Here is a 10,585-nt window from a genome sequence, read left to right as displayed (position 1 = left end):
GACGCTGGAGACGACCATGTTCTGCCCGGTGACCCAGGCGGCCACCCGGGCGACCTGCCGGTCAAGGTCGACTCGCTGATCGACCGACGACACCCAGGCGTAGACAACCACCTGCCCCTGGGTGTCGTCACTGACAACGTCCACCATGATCGTTCCCGACGGAAGACGCCGAGCGGGCACCGGCATGGTCCCCTCGCGGAACCATCGGTACGCGGTCTGCGGGTGCACCCCATTGCGGCGCGCCCACTCAGCAAGCTTCATCAGACCGACACTAACACTCACATATTCACATGTCTGATCACGAAATCGGGAACTACTAACAACCCCTCCATGCGGACTCACATCCCCCGAAGCAGCCTGGCTACAGACCCTGCCTGCCAGACAACAAGATCGCCTGTGAGCGCACTCGGCTCTCACAACGTTCGCACCCACGACCCGCCTGCAAGCGAATGTTGATCTCTCACCATGCAGACCAAGCCGGTCACCGGGCCGCGACGAGGCCGGGGAGAGCTGTGAGGGTTGGCCGCTACCTTCTTCGGCAACACCTTCACCCCGCATATCGCCCCACCCGGTTCGGTCCCGCCTGACGGATCCGCCGCCGCACCTACTCGGTGCGCTTCGCCCACCCGCTTCGGCCGGTCGGCACGCGCGCCGCGTGGCGCCCCCGCAGGTCGCACCAACCGCCCGCATCCAATTGCACGTTCCTCGACCCGACCCATGCACCCGATGGGCTGGTCACCCTCTGCGCGCCCCGCGCCCGAATGAAGGAGAACTCCGACCATGACTCAGACCGTCAATGGCATTCCGCTGACGCGCTACGGCAGCCGCGTGCCCGCCCTGCCCACCAGGCCGACCCCCAATCCAGCGGCCGCTATGTCTTCGACCAACCCAACCCTCACCCCCGTGACGAGGCGTCCCAACCCGCGCCCGACCGTCACACCAGCCCCGACCATCCGGACGATGATCGTGTGCCTGCCTGACAACCTGCCCGAGGAGGCGCTCACGGCCCGGCAGCTTGACACATGCTTCGGCGTGCCCGGCGCCCTAACCGATTGCTTCTGGGCCACGCCTCGGCTGCGGTTGTGGCAGCGGCGCCAGATGATCGGCCTGCGTAAGGGCCATCCTGCGGCCTGCGCCGGCGGACCCGTCGGGCTGCTCGACCTGCAGGGCATGCGGCACGCGGCCGCGGTCGGCGCCGGCATCCGCCACCAGATCTGGCAGCACGGCGTGCACGGCAGCCGATCCGCCACCCCGTGGCCCGTCTTCGAAGCACGTCACCTCGCCAACCCGACAAGTACAGCTACGAGACCGCCGCCGCCGACTTCCACGCCCAACCTCGCGTCAACGCCATGCGCCTACACGCCGCCGCCAATCCAGGCAACGGCCAACCCGGCATTGGGGAGCTGGAGATGTACCAGGCCGGATCGCTGGCCTACCAGCACTACAGCGCCGCGACCGCAGTGGTCGGCGACGCGCTGCTCACCGCCGACGGGCGCCAGGTCGCCCCTGCCAGCGACGCCCTTGCTGACCGCATCACCTACTGCCCGGCCAGAGCCGGTCATCGCCCCGCAGCCGTTGGAGCACTGGTCGCCGTCGGCGGTGGAGTTCGACCGGGTCGTCCCACCGGCTGGCAATCTGCAGGTGGCCGGGAAACAGTTCTGCCTCGGCCCGGCCAGGTCCGGAGTCACGGTGACGCTCTGGGCCGACACCGACGTCATCCACCTGCTGATCGCCGGCGCCCGGATCAAGTCATTGCGTTCGCACCTGTCGCTCGCCGACCTCGCTGCTCTGATGGGTCAGGGAGGCCGCCCGGCCGGTCCGCAACCGCTGCCGCCGACCGAGCAGAGTGAAGCGGTCGAGGTGGACCGGACCGTGAATCGGGCCGGCAGCGTGTCGCTGGGTCAGCACCTGGTCCTGGCCGCGGAAATCCTCGGCGGGCGCCGGGTCGGGATCCGCATCGAAGCAGCGACGCTGAGCTTCTTCGACCTCGACACCCGTCAGCTGCTGCGGACCCGGCCAAGCCCGCTGACCCCGGCCGACATCAGCCGGTTGCGGGGTGTGCGCCCGGCCGGTCCGCCACCACAACCGGCGACCGGATCGGTGCCCGTTCAGCGCCGGGCGTCGAACTCCGGCGTGGTCATGGTCGTCGGGCAGAAAGTCGCGCTCGGCCGGACCCTCGCCGGCAAGACCGTCACGATCGAGGTCACCGACACCGACCTGACCATCGACACCCCATCGAGCGCCGTCTGAGGTGGTCAGAGTTCGGTCAGGCGGCGTTGAAGAAAGCGGCGCTCGGCGTCGGTTGTGGCGAGGTCGAGGGCTTTTCGGTACGCCTCCCGCGCGGCAGCGCTGTCGCCGAGACGGCGGAGCAGCTCGGCCCGGGTCGAATGGAGGTAGCGGTAGTCGTCAAGGTCGAGCGCGTCAACGATGGCCAGGGCCGCGTTTGGTCCGTCGACCTCCGCGACCGCCACGGCGCGGTTGAGTTCGACCACCGGGGCGCGGGTCAGCTCGCGCAGCCGGTCGTAGAGCGCGGCGACGGCGGGCCAGTCGATCTGCGGCTCGGTCTGCAGGGCGGCGATAGCCGCCTGCACGGCGTAGGTACCCCGGGCGCCGAGGGAGGTCGCGCGATCCAGCAGCGCCCGCCCTTCCTCGATCTGGATGGTGTTCCACAGGCTGCGGTCCTGCTCGTTGAGCGGGACGATCTGGCCGTCGCGGACCCGGGCGGCGCGACGCGAGTCGTGCAGCAGCATCAGTGCCAGTAACGCGAGCGCGTCCGGTTCGTCCGGCATGAAGCCGGTGAGCGTGCTGCCCAACCGGATCGCCTCGGTCGCCAGGTCCACGCGGCCGTCTCCGTAGCCCTGGTTGAAGATGAGGTAGAGCACGGCCAGGACTGTCTGGAGCCGAGCGGGCAGAATGCGGTCGGGCGGCACCGCGAATGGGATCACCGCGGCCCTGATCTTGTTACGCGCACGGGAGAGTCGGCGCTTCATCGTGTCCTCGGACACCAGGAACGCCCGGGCGATCTCCGCCGTCGACAGGCCGCCCAGCGCGCGCAGCGTCAGTACGACCTGGGCCTCGGTGGCCAGTGCTGGATGGCAACACATGAAGATGAGCTCGAGGCGCTCGTCGGGGATCGCCGCCTCGTCGATCGTGACCTCGGCAGGCACCGGCCGGTCAAGCAACCGGGTCTTGTGGGCCAGCAGGCGCTCGCGGCGAAGGCGGTCGATCCCCCGGTTGCGGCCGGTCACCACAAGCCAAGCCCCCGGGTTCTCCGGTGGGCCATGGGCTGCCCACCGCTCCGCGGCAATGACGAATGCCTCCTGCGCGGCCTCCTCGGCGAGGTCGAAGTCGCCGAAGAAGCCCACCAGTGATGCCAGGACCCGTGACCACTCGTCGCGGAAGATCTGCTCGAGCACGCTCTAGAACTCCGCCAGCGGCCGTACCTCGACAGAGCCGCCGAGGCGGAGGACCGGGATCCGGGCGGCGAGTTCCAGCGCCCCGTCCAGGTCTTCCGCCTCGACGATGTAGAACCCGCCGAAGATTTCCTTGGTATCCGCGAACGGCCCGTCGGTCAACAGCAGCTCGCCGTCCCCGGCGCGGGCGGTGGTCGCCGTCCCGGCCGGCTGCAACCGCTCGCCTCCGATCACCCGATCGTCGCTTCTCAAAGCCATGTACTCCGCGGTGATAGCGGCACGCTCATCGCCGCTCAGACCGACGTACGCCCCGGGACGTTCGTTGATCAGCAGCGCGTACCTCATCAACGACCTCCTCGGGAATGGCTTGCAGATGGTAGCCCGCTCATCGCGCCGGCTTCCGGTCATAGGTGAGGCGTACGGCCTGCCCCACGGTCTCAGCGGCCCCCAGCTCGAGGTTGACGGGGCGACCGGGCTGGTCGAACAGCCGCCGGCCCTGGCCGAGTACGACGGGGAAGACCAGCAGCCGATATTGGTCAACCAGGTCGTGCGCCCGTAGCGTGTCGACGACGCTGATGCTACCGGTGACCACGACGTCCCGGGTCTGCTTGAGCTTCGACATCTCCGTCACGAGGTCGCCCGAAAGCAGCGTGGAGTTGTCCCACTCCGTGACGTCACTCAACGATCGTGAGGCGACGACTTTGGGCAGAGCGTTCATCTTCTGAGAGAAATCGTCGGTGCGGGAAGGCCAGATGCGGGAGAACAGCTGCCAGGTGGCCCTGCCCAGCACCATGACGCCGGTGTCCAACACGTCACCCAGCTTGAATTTGTCGCCGGCCACCGCCTCCGGCCCGTAGCGGAAGGCCCACCCTCCCCACGGTTGTCCGCCCGACCCGTCCGGGTCTTGAATGACCCCGTCGAGGGTGACGAACTCGATGACGATCAGCTGACCCATGACCGAACCTCCTTGACGTCGGTTGCTCAGCCACAGGACGAGCATCGGTACGTCGAGGGGACAGGGCGACGATGTGACGCCAGTCATAGATCGCAAAGCCGGAGCCGTATCCACGGCGGTCGTCGATTCTTCGGACATCAGGTGCCGCTCCTTGATCAGGAGTTACACCGTTCGTCCCAGCGTCATTCTCGAAGGCTCCGGCAGGTTCGCTCCACCTATTACTTGCCTTCGTGGCTACGGTGGGTTCCCGTCGTTCGGCAGATCGTTGCTCGCGTGAGCGGCTGACCGGCAGGGCTTCCTGACCTTTGCCATCGTCCTGCGCCGGCCGATCTCGCGTGATACGTCAGTCGGGATGGAGGTGTTGTTGCGCGGCGGGCCAGGCGACGGGCACGTCATCGACGGAGGCGGCGAGTCCGTGGGCTGGGGTGCGTGCCTGTGCGAGCGCACCTCGGACATCGGGCGGTCCCGCGGCCGGGACCTGCGCGTGTACCAGCACCGGCCCGACTGTTGCCAACCGTACGGGCGCGGTTCGGAAGACCGCTGCGAATGACGTCGACGGGCGGACGCCCAGCACGTTTCAGCCAGTCCAGCCCCGCACGCCGAGCCGCCCAGGTCAGAACGGCGGGAGATGACCGGGGGTATACCGCGACCACCGCCTCGCCCGTCCTCGCAGCTGCCAGCAGCGGGGCCGACCGTGGACGGGATGCCGTCGGTGCCCCGTGATCCGATGGGGTGCTACGCCGGCTGCGAGCCGTCCGGGAACCGCAGGTGGTAGCGGCTCCCGTCCCACACTCCGGAGCGGCAGAACACCTCAGCCTCTGGCCCCGTAAGAAACTGCGCCCCGCGGGCTACTTGGCCAGCAGGACGACCACCATCGCCAAGCACCCGAGCAGTAGGGTCACTGCGCCGAACACCGCATAGGGCCACCACTCCCCCGAGCGTTGCGGCTGTTGAGGAAGTGGCCGGGTTGGCAGGTTCCAGACGGCAGGTGCGGCAGCGCCGTTGCGGCTACCCGGCCAGCGCGGCGGCGGGGTACGAGGTGTCGAATTAGCCAAAGGGATGTCTCCCGACGGGCTTCATGGTGCGCTGTTCGGACCAGGTACCGGGCGAGATCGCGGGGGTGGTGCGGTCCAGCCCGTTCGTCAGGCCGCGCACCCGACCGTTCCATCATTTACAGGCGTCGCGGGAATGTGCGGCGCTACATCTATACTCGTCCGGCGCCGCCCCCTTCGCCACCTTCGCCGCACTCACCGTGCGCGACCTTGGCCCGGGTACAGCCAGGAGCGGCAGGGCGAAGCGGCGGGCACAAGTGATGATCGGTTGCTCCGTTCCGCCGGGGCTGGGGACAGGCTCAGCGCGGATTGCGGGCCGCGAGCCACCCGTCCCGGTACGGGGCCAAGAACCCGATCAGGGCGGCGAGCATCGCGTCCGGAGCCTGCTCGGCGACCCAGTGTGCGCAGTCGGGCAGGACCACGGTTTGCACGTCGTCCGCGACGAGTTCCATCGTCTTGCCGACCTGTTCGCCGAAGCTTTCCGCTCCGCCGATCGCCAGGACGGGCATCGTCAGCCGCCGGGTCTTGCGCTGCTCGTTCTGCGCCTGCGTCACCGGGAAAGCGCGGTAGAGCTCGAAGCTGCCGCGCAGCGCCTCCGGGTCGGCCGCGAGGAGGTCGACGTAGTACTTGACGGCGTCGGTGGACAGGTTCTTCTTTCCGGCCGCGGCCGAGAACTTCGCGCCTAAGAAGATGTCCTCCCGCCCGCTGACGAGCTTCTCGTTGACCTCTGGAAGTGCGTTGAACGGGATGTGCCACAGGCGTTCGTTGAGCGGCGCGGGAAGGAACAGTGGCGGCGTGGGAGACACGCCCGGAAGAGGGGCTTCCCCGAGGGCCAGGCGGTCGACCCGGTCGGGGTGATCAGCGGCCAGGGCGTAGCCGATGAGCAGTCCGGTGTCGCAGCCGACCATGGCGAACCGCTGGTGGCCGAGCGCGTCCATCAATGCCACAAGGTCGTTTGCGACGGTTGCGGTGTCGTAGCCGTCCCGGGGCTTGTCGGACAGCCCCATACCACGCTGATCGACCGCGATCACCTCGAAGTTCTCGGCCAGCGCCGGCATCATCAGCCGCCATGCGTACCAGGTCTGGGGCCAGCCGTGTACCAGCAGCAGCGGCGGCCCGTCGCCTCCGATGGCCGCGTGCAGACGCAGTGCTCCGGCCTCGACGTACCGGCTGGTGAACGTGTCCGTGAACCCGTTCGGCAGGTTCGGAGCCTGCGAGACGGAGCCGGGGCCCTCCGCGGCGAGCAGGCCGGTGGACGAGCTCATGTGGGGATCCCCTCTCACCGCAGATCACGGCACTGGAGTGCCGCTTTCGTCACGCCCTCTCTTGGGTGACGCTGCCACAACGCCGACGGCCATGGACGTGGTTGTCGTTGACCTTCCTCTGTTCGGCTGACAGCCCGCGGGTCTGCGACGCAAAAGGACCACTGCTCCGTTACGTCAACCCCACCGAATACTCGGCGGAGTGCGACTCATCATGTGGAACCGACGTGTTGGCCACCGATGTAGCCCACTGTGGCGTGCGGCCGAGGTAGGCGGGTTCCAGGCCGGGTCGGACATGCCCCACTGTCCCACACCCCATCCGTCAAATCACTTCAGACACGCGACACTAGACCCCTCCTCATAGGGCTCCCTCAGCCGTGACGCGCAAAGTCAACTACCTGGCACACGTAGTCAACGACAAGGCTCTAAGTAAAGCCGAAGATGTTCATGGAACGGGATTGGCGACGAAGGGTCGGAGGCAAAACGATGGCACGCATCACCGATGCTGCTCGGCGCACTGATCGGCAACTGGCCCCGCCCCGAGTAGTCCCCGCGCCGGTTTCAAGCGTGGCAAGTGGACGCCTAGTTCGTGAGGGAGGTGAGATATGGAGAGCAGCGTTCTGGTCCGGCTGTTGTGCCTGACCATCGCCGCGCTGTCGAGCGGTCTGGCTGCAACTATCACGAGTTGGATCGTTTGGGCCGCCGAACCCAACCTCGGTGAGGCCCTACTGACTGGCGGCTGTTTCTTTGCTGCTGTTTCCTTATGGTTCTGACAGCGATCAGGTTTGTTACCGGCCGCGACGCGTGACCTCCCGGCGTCCTGGGCGAACTCACGAAGCGCACACGTCACCTGGGCCGTGGGGGTCGCCGACAACTACGGCTCAAGCGCAATGAGGTGGAATGACACCGCAGCATCCGAGCACGTCTGGCATGGGACTGGCCTCGTGGCCGACGCCGACGACGGTCCATCCTGACATCACGGGCGAGACCCATCTCGTGTCGGCAAATACGCCTGACTACTCTTAGTCCAATGGCGCAGGGCATCGTTCACTGACACCAATCCAAGGAGTAACTACTGTGGCTCGCAAAGTAATCACTGTATTGACGGACGATTTGGATGGTGGCACGGCTGACCGAACCGTTGAGTTCAGCCTCGACGGCGTGCGGTACGCCATCGACCTGTCCGACCAGCATGCTGGGAAGCTGCGGAGGGTCTTGGACGTGTACATCAACGCGGGTCGTCGTGTCGGGCGCGCCGGCACGGACAGCCGCAGCGCCGACCGGCGGGGCGGACGCTCAACGGCTAGCCGCTCGGACCGAGGCCAGAACCAGGCCATCCGGGAATGGGCGGCAAAGAACGGCTACGAAATCTCCGGCAGGGGCCGCATCGCTGTCGGTCGTCGAGGCATACAAAAATAGCTGATCGACCTGCGCCAACGTGAGGCGCGTGCGCCGACCGGTGTGAGCCCGCCACCGTATGGGCGAGAGGGTCGTCGAATGCCCCCAGGCGTTGCTGATGCCCAGCGGCGGCTGCTCGCGACTGCGAACGCCACTCCGCCACCTCAGAAGCAATGAATCGCTGGGCCGCAATCAGCGGCATGCTCCTCCGCCTGGCGCATGGTGGACCATTCACTCGTCAACGAACCTGGACCCTCGGCTTTTCAAGGTCTCTCTAGCACCTCCATGGGGCGGGCACGGCTATGGTTGGCTGCTACAACCGTCGCCGACAAACCGCCACCGCGTTGCAGCCCGGCGTACGGTATGGCTGATGCGCCTAGCTGTCAGCGCACGAACATCCGATAGCTTCTAATCTCGATCAGCAACCGAGGAAGGCCCCAGTCCCCGTCGCGCGCCCGAGGCGCGAGAGACGACAAAGGTGCTTCACCCTGGAGGTTTAGCCATGAGTTCTTACACCATCACCATCGCCGCAGACGATCCCAGCCAAGCAACCACCACACTGACCGTCGAGCTAAACGGAACGACCGCACGCATCACCGAACTGCTGGTACGCGCCGGTGACGGAGAAGGGCTGACCCCGAGCCAGATTCCCACGGTCGACCTGGAACTCCTGCTGAAGGCAGTCACGCCTGCCGTTGGCGGGCAGCAGGCAATTACCGTGTCGCCTTCCCCCGCCGCCGACGACGTGGCCGATCCGGAGGACGACGAGAGGGCCGTCCCCGACACTAGGCCCGCCCAGGCCGCCGACACCGCCACCTCCGTCGCTGATGAGCCGGCTCCGATCACCCCCGCGAAGAGCGACACGACCGAAGTCGCCGTCCCGAAGCAGACGTCTCGGGCGAAGGCACCATCCACCCGCACGACCCGAACTGGCGGGCGGAAGGCAGCAGCAGTCGCCAAGGCCACCAACACGACCCGGAAAACCAAGCAAACCGCGAAGGACGAGGCGTCCACCGGCAAGGGGCGTGTGTACCGGCGCTCACCGGGTGACTTGGAGTCGGTCTACCAGCAGGCCGGCAGCGTCGCGGCAGTTGCCGATCACTACGACGTGCCCCGGCACACCGCCCAAGGCTGGATCCGTACGCTGCGTCGTCGGCAAGCGAGCTCGGCCCAGTAACTCCTGGCATTGATCAACGCGATCTCTGGTCAACGAGCTGAGCCCCGCTGCGCCACGTGGTCAATTTCAAGCGAAGCCGAGACGGAGGTATCCGACCGGCTCCTGTGGGCGACCAGGCAACCCGTGCCGTCCCTTTTGCACGGACGAGGGTGCCGCCGAGGCGCGACGAGCACGGGACATCGCGGCCCCGCGCCAGCCGGTGCCGCTGTGCAGCAGGTCCTTAGATCGCGAGCTGGCAGGATGCGCCGGCGATGTCGGATCGCGCTCGGAAGGGGCCCTGAGCTGCCGCGCGGAATCAGTTCCGTGTGAGGACGAAGGCTCGCGAGCACCTCGAGTCCACACAGTGCCGGCAGTACATGACCGACCAGGCTCGTCAGCGACGTCCGCCCTACCCCAGCCGGGTCATGATCGTTGGGATGTCCACAGGCCCGTCCCTTCTCCACAGGCACGGTTCGCGGGATGGTCGGGAAAGCGTGGAGTCTGCTGAAGTAGACGAGTACTGCCCGCCGGCCAGGAGGAGGCTCGAGATGATCAGGCAGGGTCGGAGACCGCAGCAGCAGCATCGACCGACACGCCTGGACTACCTGGCTGGCATAACCGGCGCGGTCGCCGCCATGGCAAGCCTGATCACCGCGGCAGCCGGGCTGCTGACAGCACTCGCCATGGTGCGTGGTCGCTGATGCCCGCCATCGAGGCATGGCTCCTTGGCGGTCCCGCCGACGGCCGCATCACACCGATCGAGTTCGACGCCTCAGGGCAACTGCCCGCGATGCTGGTGCTGCCCCAGACCGGGGTCTACATCGGTGCCGACGATCAGCCGAGCCCGGCCGTCCAGCATCGATACGTCCTCGCCTCCACCGACGAGTTGCCGATCTAACAGTACGCCGGAGCCGTTGACCACGGCGAGCACCTACTTCCCTGACCGCGCCAAAGGTGTTGCCGCGAGCGGTGCTGGGAATGGCTCAGGCCCTGTTGGCCGGCGGCTGGGCTGATCCGCTCGTACCGGACGGCGACCGTCAGTCGAGGGAGGGCGACGCGGACAGGTGCTGGCTGGGATTGGGCACCGAGGCCGAGCGATCTCGACGAGCAGCACCCGCCTAAGGCGGACGCCGGCGGCACCCTGCGCATGCAGGGACAGTGACGTGTCCCGTCCCCGCCCAACTGACGATCCGGAGTCCTGCTGAAGCCGGAAAGCGCCGCCTGTCGGGCGGGGACTGATGGCGGTCGTCAGCTGCAGGTGTTGAGCATGCTCTGCAGCGCGGACTTCTCCGAGGACTGCAGGGTCAGGCTCCAGTTGTACTTCACGGTGATCCACATCTTGCTGTAGG

The 10,585-nt window shown here is 67.2% G+C and carries 10 protein-coding genes and 2 pseudogenes; 7 read left to right on the top strand and 5 right to left on the bottom strand.

Going from position 1 to position 10,585, the window contains the following annotated elements; all coding sequences use genetic code 11:
• Positions 1-261, bottom strand: a pseudogene (locus ACIBBA_RS33340) (IS607 family transposase); the annotation flags it as partial.
• Positions 262-780: 519 nt separating this feature from the next.
• On the opposite strand from ACIBBA_RS33340, the gene ACIBBA_RS33335 reads away from it, so the two are divergent.
• Entirely contained in the window at positions 781-2,250 is a 1,470-nt protein-coding gene (locus ACIBBA_RS33335; protein WP_396702843.1) for a hypothetical protein, read from the top strand.
• Between the two features lie 5 nt (positions 2,251-2,255).
• On the opposite strand, the gene ACIBBA_RS33330 is transcribed toward ACIBBA_RS33335, so the two are convergent.
• The 3 genes from ACIBBA_RS33330 to ACIBBA_RS33320 are packed head-to-tail and all read right to left on the bottom strand — an operon-like array spanning position 2,256 to position 4,368.
• A complete protein-coding gene (locus ACIBBA_RS33330) occupies positions 2,256-3,416 on the bottom strand; it encodes an RNA polymerase sigma factor (protein WP_396702841.1) in 1,161 nt (386 codons plus the stop codon).
• A 3-nt stretch (positions 3,417-3,419) separates the two neighbouring features.
• Positions 3,420-3,758 (bottom strand): YciI family protein, encoded by a 339-nt coding sequence (locus tag ACIBBA_RS33325; protein WP_396702839.1) that lies wholly within the window; start codon positions 3,756-3,758, stop codon positions 3,420-3,422.
• Positions 3,759-3,798: 40 nt separating this feature from the next.
• Complete coding sequence (locus tag ACIBBA_RS33320; protein WP_396702837.1) at positions 3,799-4,368, bottom strand: dihydrofolate reductase family protein; 570 nt, start codon at positions 4,366-4,368, stop codon at positions 3,799-3,801.
• Between the two features lie 352 nt (positions 4,369-4,720).
• On the opposite strand from ACIBBA_RS33320, the gene ACIBBA_RS33315 reads away from it, so the two are divergent.
• On the top strand, positions 4,721-4,918 hold the full coding sequence (locus ACIBBA_RS33315; RefSeq protein WP_396702835.1) for a hypothetical protein: 198 nt from the start codon (positions 4,721-4,723) through the stop codon (positions 4,916-4,918).
• Positions 4,919-5,719: 801 nt separating this feature from the next.
• On the opposite strand, the gene ACIBBA_RS33310 is transcribed toward ACIBBA_RS33315, so the two are convergent.
• Positions 5,720-6,685, bottom strand: a complete 966-nt coding sequence (locus tag ACIBBA_RS33310; protein ID WP_396702833.1) for an alpha/beta fold hydrolase — start codon at positions 6,683-6,685, stop codon at positions 5,720-5,722.
• Positions 6,686-7,287: 602 nt separating this feature from the next.
• On the opposite strand from ACIBBA_RS33310, the gene ACIBBA_RS33305 reads away from it, so the two are divergent.
• The 5 genes and pseudogenes from ACIBBA_RS33305 (at position 7,288) to ACIBBA_RS33285 (ending at position 10,134) form a co-directional block, all read left to right on the top strand.
• On the top strand, positions 7,288-7,455 hold the full coding sequence (locus tag ACIBBA_RS33305) for a hypothetical protein (RefSeq protein ID WP_396702831.1): 168 nt from the start codon (positions 7,288-7,290) through the stop codon (positions 7,453-7,455).
• Positions 7,456-7,759: 304 nt separating this feature from the next.
• Positions 7,760-8,105: pseudogene (locus tag ACIBBA_RS33300) on the top strand (Lsr2 family protein).
• Positions 8,106-8,582: 477 nt separating this feature from the next.
• Positions 8,583-9,257, top strand: a complete 675-nt coding sequence (locus ACIBBA_RS33295; protein ID WP_396702829.1) for a hypothetical protein — start codon at positions 8,583-8,585, stop codon at positions 9,255-9,257.
• Positions 9,258-9,784: 527 nt separating this feature from the next.
• Positions 9,785-9,937: a hypothetical protein gene (locus ACIBBA_RS33290; RefSeq protein WP_396702827.1), complete on the top strand. Its 153-nt coding sequence runs from the start codon at positions 9,785-9,787 to the stop codon at positions 9,935-9,937.
• Positions 9,937-10,134, top strand: a complete 198-nt coding sequence (locus tag ACIBBA_RS33285) for a hypothetical protein (RefSeq protein WP_396702825.1) — start codon at positions 9,937-9,939, stop codon at positions 10,132-10,134. The genes ACIBBA_RS33290 and ACIBBA_RS33285 overlap by 1 nt, the downstream gene beginning before the upstream one ends.
• Positions 10,135-10,585: the final 451 nt, after the last annotated feature.

It is taken from the genome of Micromonospora sp. NPDC051006 (genome assembly GCF_044456245.1).
Lineage (GTDB): Bacteria > Actinomycetota > Actinomycetes > Mycobacteriales > Micromonosporaceae > Micromonospora.
Note: the sequence above shows the minus strand (reverse complement) of the source record. Positions and strands in the feature narration are given on the sequence as shown.

Bases quoted from the DNA above. Each gene is read 5' to 3' on its own strand.
- ACIBBA_RS33320 (WP_396702837.1), bottom strand. From the start codon at position 4,368: ATGGGTCAGCTGATCGTCATCGAGTTCGTCACCCTCGACGGGGTCATT.
- ACIBBA_RS33315 (WP_396702835.1), top strand. From the start codon at position 4,721: ATGGAGGTGTTGTTGCGCGGCGGGCCAGGCGACGGGCACGTCATCGAC.
- ACIBBA_RS33305 (WP_396702831.1), top strand. From the start codon at position 7,288: ATGGAGAGCAGCGTTCTGGTCCGGCTGTTGTGCCTGACCATCGCCGCG.
- ACIBBA_RS33285 (WP_396702825.1), top strand. From the start codon at position 9,937: ATGCCCGCCATCGAGGCATGGCTCCTTGGCGGTCCCGCCGACGGCCGC.
- ACIBBA_RS33290 (WP_396702827.1), top strand. From the start codon at position 9,785: ATGATCAGGCAGGGTCGGAGACCGCAGCAGCAGCATCGACCGACACGC.
- ACIBBA_RS33325 (WP_396702839.1), bottom strand. From the start codon at position 3,758: ATGAGGTACGCGCTGCTGATCAACGAACGTCCCGGGGCGTACGTCGGT.
- ACIBBA_RS33310 (WP_396702833.1), bottom strand. From the start codon at position 6,685: ATGAGCTCGTCCACCGGCCTGCTCGCCGCGGAGGGCCCCGGCTCCGTC.
- ACIBBA_RS33335 (WP_396702843.1), top strand. From the start codon at position 781: ATGACTCAGACCGTCAATGGCATTCCGCTGACGCGCTACGGCAGCCGC.
- ACIBBA_RS33295 (WP_396702829.1), top strand. From the start codon at position 8,583: ATGAGTTCTTACACCATCACCATCGCCGCAGACGATCCCAGCCAAGCA.